The sequence below is a fragment of the Nocardiopsis exhalans genome, from assembly GCF_024134545.1.
Taxonomy (GTDB): Bacteria; Actinomycetota; Actinomycetes; order Streptosporangiales; family Streptosporangiaceae; genus Nocardiopsis; species Nocardiopsis exhalans.
The window spans coordinates 5,596,909-5,616,236 of sequence record NZ_CP099837.1 but is presented as its reverse complement, the minus strand read 5'-3'; the positions used below and the strand labels follow the sequence as shown (position 1 = coordinate 5,616,236).

18 protein-coding genes are annotated in these 19,328 nt (G+C 70.8%); 4 read left to right on the top strand and 14 right to left on the bottom strand.

What is annotated here, in order from left to right:
* Position 1: 1 nt before the first annotated feature.
* The 6 genes from NE857_RS24830 to NE857_RS24805 form a co-directional block, all read right to left on the bottom strand.
* Positions 2-652, bottom strand: coding sequence for an SRPBCC family protein (locus NE857_RS24830; RefSeq protein WP_254417894.1), 651 nt, complete (start codon positions 650-652; stop codon positions 2-4).
* Complete coding sequence (locus NE857_RS24825; RefSeq protein WP_254417893.1) at positions 649-1,560, bottom strand: AAA family ATPase; 912 nt, start codon at positions 1,558-1,560, stop codon at positions 649-651. Before NE857_RS24825 ends, NE857_RS24830 begins: the two co-directional genes overlap by 4 nt.
* A 3-nt stretch (positions 1,561-1,563) precedes the next feature.
* Complete coding sequence (locus tag NE857_RS24820; protein ID WP_254417892.1) at positions 1,564-2,532, bottom strand: XdhC family protein; 969 nt, start codon at positions 2,530-2,532, stop codon at positions 1,564-1,566.
* Positions 2,533-2,636: 104 nt separating this feature from the next.
* On the bottom strand, positions 2,637-5,000 hold the full coding sequence (locus NE857_RS24815; protein ID WP_254417891.1) for an aerobic carbon-monoxide dehydrogenase large subunit: 2,364 nt from the start codon (positions 4,998-5,000) through the stop codon (positions 2,637-2,639).
* Positions 4,997-5,551: a (2Fe-2S)-binding protein gene (locus tag NE857_RS24810; protein WP_254417890.1), complete on the bottom strand. Its 555-nt coding sequence runs from the start codon at positions 5,549-5,551 to the stop codon at positions 4,997-4,999. The genes NE857_RS24815 and NE857_RS24810 overlap by 4 nt, the downstream gene beginning before the upstream one ends.
* A 2-nt stretch (positions 5,552-5,553) precedes the next feature.
* Positions 5,554-6,426, bottom strand: coding sequence for an FAD binding domain-containing protein (locus NE857_RS24805; RefSeq protein ID WP_254417889.1), 873 nt, complete (start codon positions 6,424-6,426; stop codon positions 5,554-5,556).
* A gap of 219 nt (positions 6,427-6,645) precedes the next feature.
* On the opposite strand from NE857_RS24805, the gene NE857_RS24800 reads away from it, so the two are divergent.
* On the top strand, positions 6,646-7,377 hold the full coding sequence (locus tag NE857_RS24800; protein WP_254417888.1) for a class I SAM-dependent methyltransferase: 732 nt from the start codon (positions 6,646-6,648) through the stop codon (positions 7,375-7,377).
* A gap of 83 nt (positions 7,378-7,460) precedes the next feature.
* Here the strand turns inward: NE857_RS24800 and NE857_RS24795 are convergent, their stop codons facing one another.
* A complete protein-coding gene (locus tag NE857_RS24795) occupies positions 7,461-7,766 on the bottom strand; it encodes a hypothetical protein (protein WP_254417887.1) in 306 nt (101 codons plus the stop codon).
* A gap of 74 nt (positions 7,767-7,840) precedes the next feature.
* Positions 7,841-9,055 (bottom strand): acyl-CoA dehydrogenase family protein, encoded by a 1,215-nt coding sequence (locus tag NE857_RS24790; protein WP_254417886.1) that lies wholly within the window; start codon positions 9,053-9,055, stop codon positions 7,841-7,843.
* Between the two features lie 517 nt (positions 9,056-9,572).
* Between NE857_RS24790 and NE857_RS24785 the strand changes: the two genes are divergently transcribed.
* Positions 9,573-11,387: an AMP-dependent synthetase/ligase gene (locus NE857_RS24785; protein ID WP_254417885.1), complete on the top strand. Its 1,815-nt coding sequence runs from the start codon at positions 9,573-9,575 to the stop codon at positions 11,385-11,387.
* Positions 11,388-11,462: 75 nt separating this feature from the next.
* On the opposite strand, the gene NE857_RS24780 is transcribed toward NE857_RS24785, so the two are convergent.
* Positions 11,463-12,311: a TIGR03620 family F420-dependent LLM class oxidoreductase gene (locus NE857_RS24780; RefSeq protein WP_254417884.1), complete on the bottom strand. Its 849-nt coding sequence runs from the start codon at positions 12,309-12,311 to the stop codon at positions 11,463-11,465.
* 206 nt (positions 12,312-12,517) lie between these two features.
* On the opposite strand from NE857_RS24780, the gene NE857_RS24775 reads away from it, so the two are divergent.
* Positions 12,518-13,318, top strand: a complete 801-nt coding sequence (locus tag NE857_RS24775; RefSeq protein WP_017583807.1) for a hypothetical protein — start codon at positions 12,518-12,520, stop codon at positions 13,316-13,318.
* A gap of 467 nt (positions 13,319-13,785) precedes the next feature.
* Here the strand turns inward: NE857_RS24775 and NE857_RS24770 are convergent, their stop codons facing one another.
* Entirely contained in the window at positions 13,786-14,154 is a 369-nt protein-coding gene (locus tag NE857_RS24770; protein WP_254417883.1) for a hypothetical protein, read from the bottom strand.
* Positions 14,155-14,270: 116 nt separating this feature from the next.
* Entirely contained in the window at positions 14,271-15,161 is an 891-nt protein-coding gene (locus tag NE857_RS24765) for a LysR family transcriptional regulator ArgP (RefSeq protein WP_254417882.1), read from the bottom strand.
* A 94-nt stretch (positions 15,162-15,255) separates the two neighbouring features.
* On the opposite strand from NE857_RS24765, the gene NE857_RS24760 reads away from it, so the two are divergent.
* Entirely contained in the window at positions 15,256-16,008 is a 753-nt protein-coding gene (locus NE857_RS24760) for a LysE/ArgO family amino acid transporter (RefSeq protein ID WP_254417881.1), read from the top strand.
* 123 nt (positions 16,009-16,131) lie between these two features.
* Here NE857_RS24760 and NE857_RS24755 read toward each other — a convergent pair whose 3' ends face one another.
* The 3 genes from NE857_RS24755 to NE857_RS24745 form a co-directional block, all read right to left on the bottom strand.
* Positions 16,132-16,530: an aminoglycoside phosphotransferase/kinase family protein gene (locus NE857_RS24755; RefSeq protein ID WP_254417880.1), complete on the bottom strand. Its 399-nt coding sequence runs from the start codon at positions 16,528-16,530 to the stop codon at positions 16,132-16,134.
* Positions 16,531-16,650: 120 nt separating this feature from the next.
* On the bottom strand, positions 16,651-18,282 hold the full coding sequence (locus NE857_RS24750) for a glycoside hydrolase family 43 protein (RefSeq protein ID WP_254417879.1): 1,632 nt from the start codon (positions 18,280-18,282) through the stop codon (positions 16,651-16,653).
* A gap of 148 nt (positions 18,283-18,430) precedes the next feature.
* Positions 18,431-19,327, bottom strand: a complete 897-nt coding sequence (locus NE857_RS24745) for a carbohydrate ABC transporter permease (protein ID WP_254417878.1) — start codon at positions 19,325-19,327, stop codon at positions 18,431-18,433.
* Between the last annotated feature and the right edge of the window lies 1 nt (position 19,328).

The following is a 19,328-nucleotide window of genomic DNA, read 5'->3' as shown; positions in this document are numbered from 1 at the left end:
GTCAGCTGAAGACCACATAGCCGAGGAGGAGCCCCAGTGCCACGACCGCCACCGCCAGCACCGGCCACAGGCGCTGGACGAAGGCTTTCCGGCCGGCCCTGCCCAGGTCCAGCGGCTCGACCTGCTCGCCTCCGCTGCTCACCATGCCCTCGGCGGGCTCGGGTTCGCCCGGCGCCATGGCAGGTTCCTCCGTTTGCGCGCGAGCGAGCTCGGCCTCCACATTCTCCACGAACTGCCCCAGGAGGCGCTCGGACACGTCCTTGATCATCCCGCCGCCCAGCTGCGCGAGCCTGCCGGTGACCTTCAGATCCGTGCCCGCCGAGACCGTGGTGCCTCCGTCCCGCTCACGGAGATCCAGCGTGACCGAAGCCGACGCGTTGCCCGCGCCCCGGCTCGCCTTCCCCCTGGCCTCGATCACCGCGCGCCGCGCCCGGGTATCCAGCTGGCTGAAGCGCGCGGTGCCCTCGTAGGCGGCCACCACCGGGCCCACCTTCACCCGCACCGTTCCCGAGTAGACGTCCCCGTCCGCGCCGCTCTCCACACCGGTCAGACGCGCGCCCGGCAGACACGGCGCGATCGCCTCCACATCGGTGAGCAGGTCCCACACCCGCTCGACGGGCGCGTCGACGCTGAACTCGTTGTCGATCCTCACGTGGCTGTCTCCGCTCGGGCCCTGGGGGAGCGCTCCGACCCCGGCGGGCCATGGCCGAGGTCGTTCAGCGCGGAGACCACGGTTTCGCGGTCGTCAGGGGTTTTCGTCAGAGCGGACAGCGTCCGCACGATGTCGTCGCGGACCAGCTCGGTCACGCCCAGAGCGCCCAGGGCCGACACCCAGTCGATGGCCTCCGCCATCCCCGGGGCCTTGTCCAGGTCCAGTCCCCGGACCCGGCCCACGAACTCCGTGGCCGAACCCACCAGTGCCTCGCCCGCCTCCGGGACACGGCGGCGCAGGATCTCAGCGGCCCGCTCCGGGGCGGGGAAGGTGATCCAGTGGTAGAGACAGCGGCGGCGCAGGGCGTCGTGCAGGTCACGGCTGCGGTTGGAGGTCAGCACCACCAGCGGTGGACGCTCGGCGGTGAAGGTGCCCAGCTCGGGCACGGTCACCGACGCCTCACCCAGGAACTCCAGCAGTAGTGCCTCGAACTCGTCGTCGGCCCGGTCCACCTCGTCGATCAGCAGCACCGGCGGGACCGGGCCCTCCTGCCGCACCGCCCGTAGGATCGGCCGGTCCAGGAGGTACTCCTCGGTGAACAGGTCTCCGTCGCCCAGCCGCTCACCCCGTGACTCCGCCAACCGCACCGCCAGGAGCTGCCGCTGGTGGTTCCACTCGTACAGGGACTCACCCGCGGTCAGCCCCTCGTAGCACTGCAGGCGGATCATCGGCGCGCCCAGGGCCCGGGCGAGCGCCTTGGCCGCGGCGGTCTTGCCCACGCCCGGCTCACCCTCCAGCAACAGCGGACGGCCGAGCGCCATGGCCAGGAAGAGAGCGGTGGCGGTGCCCTCGTCCACCAGGTGGTCCTGCTCGTCCAGCCGCCGCCGGACCTCCTCCGTATCCAGCACGCGCTACACCTCCGCCGAGTACCGGTCACGACAACCGGGACAGCAGAACCACGACTCCCGGCCGCCGACCTCCAACCGCGGGGTCGTGGGCCCCACGGTCACGGTCATCCCGCAGACGGGGTCCACCGCGCTCTTCACGGCGGCCCCTGCCCGGGTGTCCGGGCTGGTGCCCCCGTGGTTCGGCACAGAGCTCTCCGCGGCTGGCGAAGGCGGGGAGGGCACGGGTGAGGAGGGGAGGGTGAGCGGGGCGGCCAGGCCCTCCACCCGGATCTCCCGGGTGAGCTGGGCCAGGATCGACAGCGCGATCTCCGCCGGTGTGCTCGCCCCGATGTCCAGTCCCACGGGGGAGTGCACCCGTCCCCGTTCACCGTGGCCGAGCTCCATGGACCCCAGCACCGCGGCGCCTCGTCGCCGCGACGCCACCAATCCCACGAACCCCACCCCGGCGTCCAGGGCGGCACGGATGACCGCGGCCTCGTCGCCACCGTGACTGGCCACGACCACCGCGGTCGCACCCGTCACCACGGCGGTTCCCGCACCCGCCGCGATCACGAACCCCAACGGTGGTGCGAGCTCCCGCAGCGCGGATACGATCGGGGAGTCACCCGTCACCCCGATCACCGGATCCGGCAGACGGGGCCGCAGAAAGATCTCCAGGGCGCCGCCGGACAGGCAGGGGTTGACCACCACGTGCGCGCCCGGGGTCTCCGGGAAGGGCTCCTCCTCACCCGGCAGCACCCGAAGCAGAACACTGCGGCCGTCCCGGATCGCCCCGAGGGCGGCGGCGCGCACCGAACCCTGCGCGCACTGCCCGCCCACGAAACCCTCGATGGAACCATCGGACAGGACGATCGCCCCGTCCCCGGGCCGGACCGAGGCCGGGACCTGCGCCCGGACCACGGTCGCTTCGACGAAGGGCACTCTGTCGGCGAGCAGTTCGCGCCCGCGGTCCGACAGGTCAACGGCGGCCATCGCGTGGCCCACCCCTTTCTGGATGCTGCTGTCGGTGGTGCCTCCCCGCTTGGGCGGAGCACCACTGCTTCGGTGCGGCCCGTGAGGGCCGTCCCGGGCCGGCCTCAGAACGAGGGACCGGCCTGACCGCGCATGGCGTCCCACACCCGGGACGGGGTGAGCGGCATGTCCGCGTGGCGCACCCCGAACGGCTTCAGCGCGTCCACAACCGCGTTCACCACCGCCGGGGGAGAGCCCACCGTCGCCGATTCGCCCACACCCTTCGCGCCGATCGGATGGTGCGGGGACGGGGTCACCGTGTAACCGGTCTCCCAGTCGGGAACCTCCAACGCGGTCGGCAGCAGGTAGTCCATGAGCGAACCGCCCAGGCAGTTGCCGTCCTCGTCGAACGAGATCATCTCCATGAGCGCCATCCCGACCCCGTCGGTCAGGCCGCCGTGCACCTGGCCCTCGATGATCATCGGGTTGATCCGGGTACCGCAGTCGTCCACCGCCACGAACCTGCGCACCTTCACCTGCGCCGTCCCCGGGTCCACGTCCACCACGCAGATGTAGGCCCCGTGCGGGTAGGTGAGGTTCTCCGGGTTGTAGCAGACCTGGGCCTCCAGGCCGCCCTCGATCCCCTCGGGCAGGTCACCGGCGCCGTGGGCGCGCAACGCGATCTCCTGGATGGTCACCGACCGCTCGGGGTCGCCCCTGACGGAGAACGCCCCCTTGGTCCACTCCAGGTCCGCGACCGACACCTCCAACATCCCCGACGCGATGATCCGCGCCTTGTCGCGCACCTTGCGCGCCACCACGGCAGCGGCGGCGCCCGACACCGGGGTGGACCGGCTGCCGTAGGTGCCCAACCCGAACGGGGTGTTGTCGGTGTCGCCGTGCACGACGTCGATGTCGTCCGGCGGGATACCGATCTCCTCCGCGACGATCTGCGCGAAGGTCGTCTCGTGCCCCTGCCCCTGGGACTGCACCGACAGCCGCACCACGGCCTTTCCGGTCGGGTGGACGCGCAGCTCACAGCCGTCCGCCATGCCCAGGCCGAGGATGTCCATGTTCTTGCGCGGACCGGCGCCGACCGCCTCGGTGAAGAAGGAGACACCGATCCCCATCAGCTCGCCGCGTGCCCGCTTGTCCGCCTGCTCCTTGCGCAGTTCCTCGTACCCGGCGATGCGCATCGCCTCGCGCAGGGTGGGTTCGTAGTCGCCGGAGTCGTACACCCACCCGGTCTTGGTGGTGTACGGGAACTGGTCCGGCTGGATCAGGTTCTTCGACCTGAGGTCGACCGGGTCCATCTCCAGCTCGTAGGCGAGGCAGTCCACGATCCGCTCGACCAGGTACACCGCCTCGGTGATCCGGAACGAGCACGCGTAGGCCACGCCGCCCGGGGCCTTGTTCGTGTAGACGGCGGTCATCTTGGCGTGGGCCGCCTCGATGTCGTAGCTGCCGGTGAAGACCCCGAAGAAGCCCGCCGGGTACTTGGTCGGCGCGGCCTGGGCGTTGAACGCGCCGTGGTCGGCGAGCACGTTGGTACGGATGCCCAGGATGCGGCCCTCGCGCGTGGCGGCGATCTCGCCGCGCATGATGTAGTCGCGGGCGAACCCGGTGCTGATGAGGTTCTCGGAGCGGTCCTCCATCCACTTGACCGGCTTGCCGATCACCAGGGACGCCACGATCGCGCACACGTACCCGGGGTAGATGGGCACCTTGTTGCCGAAACCGCCGCCGATGTCGGGGGAGATGACCCGGATCTTGTGCTCGGGCAGGCCCGCCACCATCGCGTACAGGGTGCGGTGTGCGTGCGGGGCCTGGGTGGTGGACCACAGGGTCAGGCGGCCCTCCACGGATTCGAAGTCGGCGACCGCCCCGCAGGTCTCCATCGGAGCCGGGTGCACACGCGGGTAGACGATGTCCTCGGTGACCACCACGTCGGCCTTGGCGAACACCGCCTCGGTGGCGGCCTCGTCCCCGGTCTCCCAGTCGAAGACGTGGTTGTCGGTCTTGCCCTCCAGGTCGTCCCGGACCACCGGGGAGCCCTCGGCCAGGGCGGTGCGGGCGTTGACCACCGGATCGAGCATGTCGTACTCGACGTCGATGAGTTCCAGGGCGTCGCGGGCCGAGTAGTGGTCCTCGGCCACCACGAAGGCGACCTCCTGGCCCTGGAAACGCACCTTGTCGGTGGCCAGGACCGCCTGGACGTCGTTGGACAGGGTCGGCATCCACGCCAGACCCTTCTCGGCCAGGGCCGCACCGGTCACGACCGCCTTGACCTTGGGGTGCGCCTCCGCGGCGCTGGTGTCGACGGACACGATCCGGGCGTGCGCCATCGGGGCGCGCAGGATCGCCAGGTGCAGCATCCCGGGGAGCTGGACGTCGTCCACGTAACGGCCCCGGCCGCGCACGAAACGGGGGTCCTCCTTGCGGAGCATCCTGCCGTGGCCGACGGGTTTGTGGTCGTTCACCGCGGTCATCGAACCTCCTCCTTGGCGCCGTCCGCGGCGGCCCCGCCCTCGGGGTGGGCCGGACAGCCGGCCGTTCCGTTCCCGGCTGTTCCGTTGGCGGCGGCCTCGTGCTCCGCCGCCCAGCGCACCGAGCGGACGATGGTCGCGTAACCGGTACAGCGGCAGATCTGCCCGGAGATCGCCTCGCGCACCTCGTCCTCGGTGGGGTCGGGGTTGCGGTCCAGCAGAGCGCGGGCGGTCATCATCATCCCGGGGGTGCAGAAGCCGCACTGGAGGCCGTGGCACTCCATGAACCCCTGCTGCACGGGGTCGAGCTCGCCGTCGGTGGCCAGACCCTCGACGGTGCGTACCTCCTTGCCCCCGGCCATCGCGGCCAGCACGGTGCAGGACTTGACGGGCTCGCCGTCCATCCACACCACGCAGGTGCCGCAGTTGCTGGTGTCGCACCCCCAGTGGGTGCCAGTGAGTCCCAGGTGGTCCCGGACGAAGTGCACCAGCAGGAGACGGCTCTCGATCTCCCTGCTGACCTCTTCGCCGTTGACGGTCATGGTGACGCGCATGCTCAGACCTTCCCGGTTCGGGCGACGGCGCGGCGCAGCGTCCGTCGGGTGAGTTCCTTGGCGAGGTGACGCTTGTACTCGGCGCTGCCCCGTGTGTCCGTGGCGGGGTCACAGCTCCGCGCGGCGATCTCGCCTGCCCGGGTGTACAACTCCTCCGAGGGGCGCTGGCCGCGCAGGGCCTCGGTGATCCCGTCGACCCGAACGGTGTGCGGGCCCACGGCGGCCAGCCCGACCCCGGCGTCGGTGATGGTGTCGCCGTCCAGCCACACGGCCGCGGCCACCGAGGCCACAGCCCAGTCGCCCGCGCGGCGCTCGACCTTCTCGAAGGTGCTGAAACCCCCGGCCCGCAAGGGGAATCGCACTTCGACGAGCATCTCCCCGTGCCCGACGGCCGTCTCGTAGGGGCCGCGATGGAACTCGTCCATGGTGACCAGACGCTCACCCTCGGGTCCTCGGATCACGCACACGGCCCCGAGGGCGCCGCACACCGCCGAGAGGTCTTCGGAGGGGTCGGCCTGGCAGAGCGAACCGCCGAGGGTGCCGCGGTTGCGCACGACCGGATCGGCGATCACCCGCTCGGCCTCACGGAAGACCGGGAAGACCGCGTGGAGCTCTTCGGACTCCAGGAGCTCACGGTGCCGGGTCATGGCTCCGATCCGGACCTGTTCCTCCTCGACCCGTACGTACCCGAGCTCCCCGTGGAGCTCGTTGATGTCGATCAGGTACTCCAGGTCGGTCAGCCGGAGTTTCATCATCGGCAGCAGACTGTGGCCGCCCGCCACCAACCGTGCGGACTCACCCAAGCGGTCCAACAGACCGATCGCGTGGTCGACGCTGGTCGCGCGTTCGTACTCGAACGGTGCTGGGACCTGCATGCACGACTCCTTCGCGTTGGGTGTGAGGCAGTGCACACCCAGTCATGGGCGGAGGTCAACGCGGACCTAAGGGGTCGCTTAATAACCGGGAGAGGCCCCGTTCCGGTTCCGCGCACGCGAACTGGACCGTGTGCACGCCTCAGCACGGGAAACGCGAACCGCTGCCGCGTGAACGGAAACGGGGTGCGGTCGGGGGAGAGCGCGGCGATACTGCCCCGTATGTACTCGGATGACGATCTCGCCGCGCTCTCCGACGCCCTCAACACCTGGGCGCCCTGTGACGACTTCTACCTGTCCCGCGTCATGGCCGCCGAAGCCGTGCTGGACGTGGGGTGCGGGACCGGGATGATCCTGCACCGGGCCCGGGAACAGGGGCACGGTGGCAGGCTCTGCGGGATCGACCCCGCCCCGCCCTCGCTGCGGCGGGCGCGCAGGCGCCAGGACGTGGAGTGGGTGGAGGGCAAGGCGGTCGACATCGCCCGGCAGCGTGGGTGGCAGGGCGGGTTCGATCTCGCGTTCATGGCCAGTAACGCCTTCCAGGTGTTCGTCACCGACGACGAGCTGAGGGACTCCCTGGCGGCGATCCGCACGGCGCTCAAGCCTGGCGGGTGGTTCGTGTTCGGTACCCGTAACCCGCAAGCGCGGGCCTGGGAGAGCTGGACACCGGAGAACGCCGCCGAGATGGTGGACCACGACGGCAGGGAACTGCGAGTGGAGCACCGGATCGAGTCGGTGGCGGACGGCGTGGTCACGATGACCGAGACCACCGCCACCCGCGACGGCCGACCGCTGCGGGTGGACCGGGGCGTGCTGCGGTTCACCTCGGCCGGGGAGATCGACCGGTTCCTGGGCGGGGCCGGGTTCGAGACCGCCGAACGCTACGGGGACTGGCAACGGGGACCGTTCACCGACGCGAGCGGCGAGATCATCACCGTCGCCCGCGCCGTCTGAAGCGGTCTGATCTGCCTGAGCGTCCCCCCGGGGCCGCTTGATCGGCCTGCGCGCCGTGGGTGGCGCGGCCGATGGCCGGTCGGCTACCGGCCGTCCGTACGGGGCGGGTCCTGTCCCCCCTCCCCTGCCTGAGGGCTCTGCGCCGCTGTTCCCGCAGAGCCCTCCTCGGAGTCATCGGCAGGCTCCTCCCCGGCTTCCCGGGCAGGGTCGTCCTCGCCCCAGCCGGTCGGGTAGCGCCTGCCGTCGGGGACCTCGTCCCAGTACTCGGGTGAGCGGACGGCTCGTTCCGCCTGGCGCTGGACGATCCTGAAGACGCCCAGAACCAGGAAGATGATCCCGACGGGCACGGCCACGGCGATCAGGGCACCGAGTGCGGGCCATTCGAACACCGGCCTCACCTCCTCACCCTTGAACCTCCCCGCTCACCCGGGGGTTCACCCCTGCGGGGGAGTGCCTGTCGGGGTCAGCGGACCGGCAGGCCGGTGACGGTGCGGCCGATGATGAGCTTCTGGATCTCGCTGGCGCCCTCGAAGATCGTGTAGATGGTGGCGTCGCGGTGCCAGCGCTCCACGGGGTACTCGCGGGTGTAGCCGTTGCCGCCCAGGACGCGCAGGGCGTTCTGGGTGACGAAGGTGGCGGTCTCCGAGGCGTAGAGCTTGCTCATGGAGCCCTCGGCGTTGGTGAAGTCCTTGCCGTTGCGGGCCATCCAGGCGGCGCGCCAGACCAGCAGGCGGGCGGCGTCGATCCTGGTCGCCATCTCCGCCAGGAGGAAGGCCACGCCCTGGTTGTCGCCGATGGGCTTGCCGAACTGCTCGCGCTGGACCGAGTAGTCGCGGGCGTACTCATAGGCGGCGCGGGCACAGCCCACGGCCATGGCGCCCACGGTCGGCCGGGTGGCCTCGAAGGTCTTCATGGCGGCCTGGCCCTTGGAGCGCTTGCCCTCGCGGGCGCGGGCGAGGCGCTCGTCGAACTTCTCCTTGCCGCCCAGCAGGCAGGAGCCGGGCACGCGCACGTCCTCGAGGACGACCTCGGCGGTGTGCGAGGCGCGGATGCCGTGTTTGAGGAACTTCTGGCCCTGGGACAGGCCGGGGGTGTTCGGCGGGATGATGAAGGAGGCCTGGCCCCGCGATCCCAGCTCGGGGTCGACCGAGGCGATCACCACGTGCACGTTCGCGATACCGCCGTTGGTGGCCCAGGTCTTGACGCCGTTGAGCACCCACTCGTCCTTGGCCTGGTCGTAGACGGCGCGGGTCCTGATGGCGGAGACGTCGGAACCGGCGTCGGGCTCGGAGGCGCAGAAGGCGGCGAGCTTGACGTCGTCGGCGGTGCCGAACATCTGCGGGGCCCACTCGCCGATCTGCTCGGGGGTGCCGGTCTTGCTCAGGGAGGCGGCGGCCAGGCCGGTGCCCATGATGGACAGGCCGATGCCGGAGTCGCCCCAGAACAGTTCCTCGATCGCCACCGCCATGCCCAGGCCGCTCTCCTCGAAGGCCTGGGTGGCGAAGAAGTCCAGGGAGTACAGGCCGATCTTGGCGGCCTCCTGGATGATCGGCCAGGGGGTCTCCTCGCGCTCGTCCCACTCGGCGCCCGCGGGGCGGATGACGTCCTTGGCGAACCCGTGGGTCCAGTCCCGGACGTCGCTGATCTCTTCGGGGAGCTGGAGGGAGAAGTCGGGCATGGGGATGGCTCCTTGGGTCGTGCGGGGCCCGGGTCGTGCTGGGACGCGGGAGATCGGGCGGGGTACCGGTGCCGGGTTGCGGGTTCGAGGGGATGGCTTGGGTGTTACCGGCGGTTACCCATGAGTATTACCCATGAGTAGCATCTGGGTTTCCGAACTGTCCAGGTGTTGGCGGCCCCTGGGCGGCGGTCGCGGTGCGGGTCGGGCCGCGGGCGTGCTGGGCGGAAACCGGGTTCTGGTATTCGTCCCCGGAATTCACCCGCGGAAAGCGCGTGTTCGGTGGGGCGGGGTCGCCGGTGAGGTGGTCAGCCCCTCCTGAGGGGAGATCCCGGCTCTCGGCCGCGGTGTCGTGGTGCGCTCGGAGGGCGCTCCACCGCTTTCCCGAATGCCCTCCCGGCGCACCCTGCCCAGGTTTCCCGGGGGAGCACAAATCGGAAACCCTTTTCCGGGAAACCGGAATGTTAGGCTCCCTTGTGTTCTAGATCACACCGTCGAGGAAGTTGCCCCAGGAGTACACATGACCTCCGTTCCCGGCACCGCGGACGACCCCACGAACCGCACCCTTCCCGAACTGTTCCTGCGCAACGCGCGGGAGCACCCCGATCTGCCCGCCCTGTCCTGGCGCGAACCGGGCACCACCGACTGGACCACCCTCACCTGGTCCCAGGCCCACGACACCGTCGCCGCACTCACCGAGGGCTACGCCGCGCTCGGCGTCCGCCCCGGCGACCACGTCCTGCTCATGATGGGCAACCGGCCCGAGCACTGGCTCTCCGACATGGCCCTGGTCCATGCCGGAGCCGTCCCCACCACCGTCTACTCCACCGCCGCCCCCGAACAGATCAGCTACATCTGCCGGCACAGCCGCGCACGCCTGGCCGTGGTGGAGGACGCCGACGTGGCGTCCCACTGGGAGAAGCTCCTCGACGACCCCCGGACCCCCCTCGAAACCCTCGTGGTCGTGGACCAGCCCGACCCCGGACGCGGCCACACCCCCTACACGGGTCTCGCCGACACCGTGCCCGCCGGGGCCTTCGAGCGCTGGCACGATCTCACTCCCGACCGCCTCGTCACCGTCGTCTACACCTCGGGAACCACCGGCGACCCCAAGGGCGCTGCCATCACCCATCGCCAGGTCCTGGCCCAGGCCACCTCCCTCGACGCCGCCGTGGAGCTGCCCGACCACCCCAGCCACGTCTGCTACCTCCCGCTGGCCCACATCGCCGAACGCCTGCTCACCCTCTACCTGCCGCTGTTCCGCGCCTCGCACGTGTGGATGTGCGCCGACCCCGCCGCCCTGGCCGGGGTCCTGCCCGAGGTCAGGCCCCCGCACTTCGTCGGGGTGCCGCGCGTGTGGGAGAAACTCGCCACGGCCGTGCGCGCCTCCCTCGCGGCCCTGCCCGAGGAGATCGCCACCGTCATCGACTCCGCCCGAGAGGTCGCCACCGAGTACAACGGGTACCTCGAACGCGGCGAGGAGGTCCCCGCCGAACTCCAGGAGCGCTACCGGGGCGTCCGGGAGTCCGTGCTCACCCCGCTGCTGGCACGGCTGGGCCTGGACCGGGTGGTCCTGCCCTCCAGCGCCTCCGCGCCCATGCCCGTGGACGTACTGCGCTTCTGGTCCTCCCTGGGCATCAACATCATGGACGTGTGGGGCCTCACCGAGTCCGTGGGCGTGGCCACCCTCAACAACCCCGCCCCGGGCCGCCACCGCCTGGGTTCGGTGGGCCGTCCCGTCGACGGGGTCCAGATGCGGGTGGCCGAGGACGGCGAGGTGTTCCTGCGCGGCCCCTCGATGTTCCGGGGCTACCTCCGGGCGGACGGCTCCGTTGCCGCGGCCGTGGACGAGGACGGCTGGTTCCCCACCGGTGACGTGGGCCGGGTCGACGACGACGGCTTCCTGTGGATCACCGACCGCAAGAAGGAGATCATCGTGACCTCGGGCGGCAAGAACGTCTCGCCCGCGCTGGTGGAGAACACCCTCAAGGAACACCCGCTGGTCGGCCAGGCCCTCGCGCACGGCGACAACCGGCCCTTCCTGGTGGCGCTACTGGTCCTGGACCCCGAGATGACGCCGCTGTGGGCCCGCGAACGGGGCATCGACGCCGAGGGCGCCGACCTGTCCACCCACCCCGAGGTGCTCGCGGAGGTCGAGCGCGCGGTGGCGGCGGCCAACGCCCGGCTCAGCCGACCCGAACAGGTCAAACGCCACCGGGTCCTGTCCGGTGAGTGGGGCCCTGACACCGGGGAGCTGACCCCCTCGCTCAAACTCCGCCGCCGTGTGGTCGTGAACCGCTACACCAAGGACCTGGAAGCGCTCTACCAGGACTGAGTTCCCCTGCCGGGGCAGCCCGCCACCACCGCTGATCGAACCGGGGCGCCGCCCGAATCGCGGTGCCCCGGGGAGTCAGGTGATCAGCGCCGGGGCCAGCCGGGCCAGGCTCCCGAGCAGACCGCACTCCCCGGGCAGCGGCTGGGCCACCACGTGGTCGGCTCCCGCGTCCAGGTGGGTCCGCAGCAAGGCCGCGGCCTCCTCCGGGCCGCCCCGCGCCACCAGGTCGTCGATCAGCGCGTCACTACCGCCGTCGGCGAGGTCCGCCTCGCTGAACCCCAACCTCTCCAGATTGGCCGCGTAGTTGTGTATCCCCAGGTAGAAGGACATCCCCTCCCGGGCCTGCCGACGGGTCACCTCGGGGTCGGCGCCCAACACCAGCTTGTGCTCCGGCGCCAACAGGGGCCCGTCCCCGAGCACACCGCGAGCCATCCGGGTGTGGGCGGGGTTGACCAGGTAGGGGTGGGCACCGGCGGCGCGCTCTGCACTCAGCTCCAGCATCCTCGGCCCCAGCGCTGCCAGCACCCGCCGGTCGGCCGGTACACCTCCGCGGTCCAGCACGTCCAGGTAGTCCCGCATCCCCCGCAGTGGTGTGACCGCCTCCGGGCCGTCGACCTCCCGGTGCCCGGCCCCGATCCCCAGCAGGAAACGCCCCGGGTAGGCCGACTCCAGGCGGCCGTAGGCTTCGGCGGCCTCCTCGGCGGACTCGGCCCAGATGTTGACGATCCCGGTGGCCACCGCCAGCCGCGACGTCGCAGCCAGAGCCGTGGCCACCGGTTCCAGATCGGCTGAGGGTGACCCGCCGAGCCACAGCGTGCCAAAGCCCAGACGCTCCACTTCGGCGGCCACGTCCTCGTCGAGGTCCTGGTGACGGAGCCACACGCCGTACCTGCCCAGGTCGACCGGTGTCGCGTCCAGACCCATGGCTTCTCCTTGGTGTCCTCGGTGCTGTCAGTGCGCGGGGGAGGTACCGCCACCAACCTACGGCGGGAGACCGGACAGCGGTCGAACCCTCGCCGTGGCCGCGGCGAGCGGCGTAACCGCGACTTCGTCTTCCGGCAGGGCGACAGGAAGTATCCTGCGGGAGCAGGCCCCTCCCCGCGGGCATCTCCTCACCCCCTGGAGACGGCATGAGCGTGCATCCCCTCCTGATCGACGAGGCCGACGAGGTCGTCACGGTCCAGCAGGACTACGACAGCGGCACACCCATGGACACCTACCACCTGGCTCCGGGCCAGACCCGGACCTTCGGCCGGGGCGGCCGCAACCGGGACGTGGACATGCGGCTGGCCGCTGGAGACCGTGCCGTGCACCGGCACGCCGGGGACATCATCTCCCACGGGGACCACTGGCGGATCAGCAACCTCAGCCCGAACAAGTCCTACATCGTGGAGAACACCGAGCGGCTGGCCGGGTTCGTCCAGGTCCCCCCGAACACCCACGGCATGCTGGTGCCCTTCGAGACCTCCCGGGTACGCATCCCCGGGGCCGAGGGCGAGCACAGCTTCCTGGTGATGGCCCCGGCGGCGTGCAGCGCCATCCTCGTCCCCGGCGGCGACCTGCAGGACACCGACGGCTGGGAGGACAGCACCGGCGAACGCACCGAGGCCAACAGCTTCCGTATGGACCGCTGGCACACCTACTACCGGGTCCTGGTCGCCTACTGCGAACCCCGGCTGCGCGACGTCACACCGCCCGTCCCCACCCAGCGGCAGGTCGCCGAACGCCTCAACATCGGCACGGCCGCCGTCAACGCCCACGTCGACTACCTGCTCAAGGACAAGTTCAAGGTCGAGCTGGAGGGCGGTGGCCACGGACAGGGGTGGCGCGCACAGGTGCTCATCGAGAAAGCGCTCTATTTCGGGGTGGTCACCGAACGCGACCTCGTGATCCTCGACCAGGAGAACGACACCCCGAAAGGTCTCGGATAGCGCTCTGGGACCGGTTCCCGCAGCATGGTCATACGCGCCCCCTGCGAACCCGGGCGCGAGCCCGCCGGGAGCGGTCAGGGAGGGAACGGGGCGCAGGACGTGACCCGTCAGGCCTGCGGGCCACGTCCTCGAACCCGACACCGTGCTCACACGCGCACACAAGCTCCGCACCCCGGTGGTGTCGTGCCGACGACGGCACGGCGAAGGTGCGGGTCGGTTCAGCCGGAACCGCGACCCCGGCTGAACCGGCTCCGCACCAACACCCCGTCGACGCCCTCCACCAGCCCTCCAGGTCCGAGGACCTGAGACGACCGGCCGGAGGAGGAGAGCCAGGCGAGGCGGCAAACGGGGTTGTCCACAGGCCGCCGGGCGCACGCTCGCGGTTTCGGGCGGCGCGGGTCAGCGTCGGTTCACGGTGAGCATCCGGTTCCGCCAGCATGGTCGTGCCGGGAGACCCCGCCCGGGGATCAGTCGTAGGAGCGCAGCCAGCGGCGCGCGTCAGCCAGGGTGGGTTCGATGTCCTCACCCCAGGAACAGACCTCCAGGCTGGTCAGGTAACCGCCGTAGGAGAAGACCAGGACCTCACCGGGGCACTCGCCGTCCTCGGTGACGAGCGGGGCGGCGGCCACCACCGGGCTGCCCGGGTTGATCGGAGCCGGTTCCACGGTCTCTGTGTCGATCTCGAAGTAGGCGGTGCCGCACCCGCAGGTGCAGCGGGAGTGCAGGCGCAGATGGGGAACCTGTTCCCGGAGCGCGGCATGCACCGGATCGCCCGGTTCCAGGATCATCTCGAGCGCGTCGGTCACGTCCGCGGGAAGCCGCTCGCTCTCGCTCATGCTCTCCCACCAGGTCGGGTCGGGGACGGGGGTCGTTCCCACACGCTAGGCGGCCGGGCCGCGGGCCGCGAGCCCTTTTCCCGGCGCCGGCGCGGGGTGCGGCGTCGATCCGGGCCCTACAGCGGGTGCAGGCGGGTGGCGGCTCCGGCGCGGACGCACTCGGTGACCTCGTCCAGCAGCGGTGACCTCAGGTTCCAGCGCTGCCAGTACAGTCGGACCTCCACGGGGCGTCCGGGGGCCAGCGCGATCAGGCGACCCGACTCCAGGTCCCGGGAGCACTGGTGCTCGGGGACCACGCCCCAGCCGAACCCCAGCAGCACGGTGCGGGCGAAGTCCGCCGAGGCCGGGATGTAGTGCCGGGGTCCTCGGGAGGGGCTTCCGGCCAGGTCGCGCAGGAAGCGGTCCTGGAGGTCGTCCTTGCGGTCGAAGTTCACCACCGGCGCGTCCAGGAGGAGTTCGGGGTCGCCGCTGCCGTACCGCTCGGCGAAGGCCGGGCTGCACACCGCGTGGTAACGCATGATCCCCAGCCCTTCCACGGAGCAGCCCTGGACGGCCTCCGGGGTGGAGGTCACCGCCGCCATCACCGCCCCCGAGCGCAGCAGGCTCGTGGTGTGCTCCTCGTCGTCGCGGTGGATCTCGAAGGCGGCCTCCAGCTCCGGAGGGAGCTCGGAGATCGCTTCCAGAAACCAGGTGGACAGGCTGTCGGCGTTCACTGCGAGAGGTACCCGGGCCCAGCCGCCCTCGCGCCCCGTGGCCTGGAGTGCGCAGAGCACGTCCTGGTCCAGCAGGAGCACCTGCCGGGCGTAACGCAGCACCGCGTCGCCGGCCTCGGTGGGCACCACCGGGTTGGTGCGCTGGACCAGTACCTTGCCGGCGGTCTGCTCCATCGCCCGCACCCGCTGCGACACCGCCGAGGCGGTCACGTGCAGGCGGCGGGCGGCCGCCTCGAAGGTGCCCTCGTCGATCAGGGCCGTCAGGGTACGCAGGTGGTCGAACTGGAAGGGCATCCGCAAGCTCCTGACATGTGGTCATAAGCAACTCTTAGGGGTTCTGAAAAAGTTTAGCTTTACTGCAAGTCGCAGGTGGGGGAGGCTTCTCTCCGTGAACGAAACTCTTCTCCCCGCGCTGATGGGTCTGGGTACCGGTCTGGCGCTCATCATGGCCATCGGCGCGCAGAACGCCTACCTGCTCCGGCTCGGTATCGACGGCAGACCGGCCACGGTCCTCGCGGTGGTGCTGGTCTGCGCCGTGTCGGACGCGCTGCTCATCACCGCCGGTGTCGTGGGCATCGGCGGCCTGCTCGAAGCCCTGCCCACGGCGATGGTGGTCATCCGCCTGCTCGGCGCGGGCTTCCTCGTGGTGTACGGGCTGTTCGCCGCCTACCGGGCGTTGCGCCCGGGGCGCGCGGAGGTCCTGGTGCCCGCGGAGAGCTCATCCGAGACGGGGGACACCCGCACGGACGCCAGCCCCGCGACTCACCCGGCCACCGATTCGGACGCGGCCTCCACCGGCTTGGCAACCGCTGTCAGCGCCGACACCTCCGTCGCCTCCCGCGAGCACACCGGCCTCAGAGCGGCGGTCCTCACCGCCTGCGCCCTCACCTGGCTCAACCCGCACGTCTACCTGGACACCGTGCTCTTCCTCGGGTCGGTCGCCAACCAGCAGGTCGGTGAAGCCCGCTGGTGGTGGGCAGGCGGCGCCGTGACCGGGAGTTTCCTGTGGTTCTTCGCCCTGGGGTTCGGCGCGCGCCTGCTTCGCCCGGTCTTCGCCCGGCCCGGGGCCTGGCGGGTGCTGGACGGGGTCATCGCGGTCATCATGCTCACCCTGGGCATCCGTCTCGCCCTCGGCGCCTGAACACGGGAGGGCGCTCTCTGCGACCCTGGGAACCAACACCCGTATATCCCGCGTGATCTTGCTACCAGGAGCAAGTTCGGCGCCGAACTTGCTCCTGGTAGCAAGATCACGCAGTAGAGAGGGTCAGTAGTTTCGCTGGGCGTCTGCCCCGTCCAGGCCCGTCATGATCCGGGCGAACACCTCCGCGTAGAGCGCGGCCGCCTCGGGTGAGTCCCCGTGCAGCATGGCGCCGCCGGGCCGGTGCTCCTCGGCGTGCACGGCCAGGGCACCGACCCGGACCACCGGTGTGAGCGGTCGGGGGCACGGAAAACCGCGCTCGGCCAGTCGGGCCTGAGCCGCTACACAGGCGTCGGCCCGCCCGTCGTCCGGGCGGGCCTTGACCACGGCCTCGCCGCCGTTGGCCAGTCGGAGGCCGAACACCGTCGAAATCCGCCGTATCCGGAACAACTGCGCCACGGGTGCCGCACCCAGGTGTTCCAGGCACCACGGCGGCAGCCAGTCCGGTAGCTCGTCCAACACCATGGTGGGGACTATGCCAGGTGTGGTCGCAGCAGACGACCCAAGTCAGCCCCTGCCGACCCCCACCAACGAAACTACTAAGGATCTACGTAGTAAAGGCCTGGGCTTTCTGAATCCTCTTTCTCAGTCGTCGGAGCCCTGATAGGTAGCGAAGTCGAAGTCCGCGTGACAGCCCGTGCCGGTCAGGTCGTGAACCCACAACCCCAGGAAGGCGCCGGTGAAACCCCACAGGGTCGCCGTCTCACCGTCGGCCGAGCGTTCCTCGGCGTAGTCGTCGGACAGGATGCTCGCGTCCAGCACCCCGCCCACGGGGGTCCACTCCCGGCCGTCCGGGGACAGGGCGAACCTCAGTTCCGCCCCGTCGATCTCCGCGCGCAGGTGAAAGCGCTCCCACCCTCCAACGTCCACCCGGTCGCCCGCCTCGCGCACCCGGCCGCGGTCGGAGCTGAGCACACCCGCGAACAGCCCGTCCCGCTCGTCGAAGCCCACCCGCAGGTAGTGCCACTGCCGCATGTTGTAGTACGCGGTCAGGCCCGCCATCCGCTGGAAGGTGTCGGTGGAGAACTCCATCACCGTCTCCAGCGAGCACCGTTCGTGCTGCACCCGGCGGGCCACCAGGCTCGGCTTGCGGGTTCCGGAGGGGGACTGACCGCCCTGGACGCGCAGGTGGCCGGGGCGTTCGGTCAACGAGACCCACTCCTCGTCCACGTGGCGCCGCAGCGTGCTCCACTCCGGGCGCAGCAGCGGGGCGTCGAAGTCGTCGCGGGCGGGGACCTCCGGCCAGGGATGCGGTTCCAGGTCGGGGCCGTCGACCCGCACCCGCGGGACCCCGCCCTCGATCCGGGGCCAGCCGTCCACCCACTCCACCCGTTGCAGGGCCGTCTCGCGCCCGCGCACACAACGACCGCGTTCGGTGAGCGGGCGCGAGGTCAGGTGGGCCAGGAACCACTCGCCGCCGGGGGTGCTGACCAGGCTTCCGTGCCCGGCCTTCTGCAGGGGCAGGGACGGGTGCTCGCGCGAGGACAGCGTGGGTCCGGCCGGGTCCGCCTCGTAGGGGCCGGTGACCTCCCTGGACCGGGCGACCGTCACCTGGTGGTCCCACTGGGTCCCGCCCTCGGCCGTCACCAGGTAGTACCAGCCGTTCTCGCGGTACAGGTGCGGAGCCTCGGTGACCCGCACCGACGTGCCCTCGAAGATCACCTTCGGCTCGCCCAGGAGGCGCATCCACTCGGTGTCCAGCTCCTGGAGCACGATCCCCGCGAAGTCGTGGCGCCCCGGCCGCCAGTCCATCAGGCTGCTGAGCACCCAGCTCCGGCCGTCCTCGTCGTGGAACAGGGAGGGGTCGAACCCCTTGGCGTGGATCGGCGCGGGGTCGCTCCAGGGGCCCTCGATCGAGGGGGCGGTGGTCACGTAGTTGGGCGTGTCCCAAAAACCCTCGGCGTAGTTCTCCACGTCGGTGAAGATCAGATGGAAGGTCCCGTCCTTGTAGGACAGACAGGGCGCCCACACGCCCGCGCCGTCGCGGTGTCCGGTCAGGTCCAGCAGCCGGTCCTCGGACAGGACCCCGCCGAGCGGGCGCCAGTGCACCAGGTCCCGGGAGTGGTGGAGCAGCACTCCCGGGCTCCACTCGAAGGTCGAGGTCGCCAGGTAGTAGTCCTCGCCGACCCGCAGGATCGACGGGTCGGGGTGGAAGCCGGGCAGGACCGGATTGGTGAGGGTTCCGGTACGGCTGCCGGTGGCGGGAGCGGTCGTCATCACGGCCTTTCTGGGGTGTGGCATGGAAGGGCCCGGGGCCCGGCACGGGAGTCGGGAGGGGAGCCGGACCCCGGGGGTAGGGAAGGACCGAAGGGGTGATCGGGGCGGACGGTGTCGGTCCCGGCCCGGCCGCCCCGGGACATCGCGGCTACTTGCCGAAACCGGCCGCCAGCCCGCTCAGCAGGTGCCTGCGCCCGAACAGGTACAGGGCCAGGATCGGGATGGTGGACAGCACGACCGCGGCCATCAGCCCCGGCACGTCGGTTCCGTACTGGGTCTGGAACGCCCACAACCCGAGCGGCAGGACCCGGTTGGACGCGCTCTGGGTGAGCACCAGCGGGAAGATGAAGTTGTTCCAGGCGTTGAGGCCGACGAAGATCGCCACCGTCACCACACCGGGGCGCGACAGCGGCAGCACCAGCCGCAGGAACACCTGCCAGGTGGCGGCCCCGTCCAGAGCCATCGCCTCGTACAGTTCCCCGGGCACGTCCCGCAGCGAGCTGGTGAGCACGATGATGGAGATCGGCAGCGTGAACGCCGCGGTGGGCAGGATGATCGCGGGCAGGCTGTCGTACAGGTGCAGGCGGGTGATGATGAGGTAGATCGGGATGATCACCGCCTGCGCCGGTACCGCCAGTCCCAGCAGGAACAGCAGGAAGCTGACCCGGACCGCGCGGCTGCGGCTGCGCACGATCGCGAACGCCGCGGGTACCGCCACCAGCAGGACCAGCAGGATCGCGCCGAACGCCACGATCAGGCTGTTGGCCAGGAAGCCGAGGAACCCGACCTCGAAGACGTTGCGGTAGTTGTCCAGAGTGAGGGACTGGGGCAGTGACAGCGGGCCCTGCGACATGTAGTCGCCCGGGCCGCGCAGGCTCGTGGCGACCAGGTAGTACAGGGGCACGCACACGACCAGCAGCCACAGGGCGGCGCCGATGCCGGCACCGTAGGCCGGACGCCTGGTGTTACGTGTCCTGACCCGTCTGCCGGTGCGCCCGTTCCGCGGTGCTTCGGGAGGTGTCCTGTGCCGTGTTGCGGTGGCCATG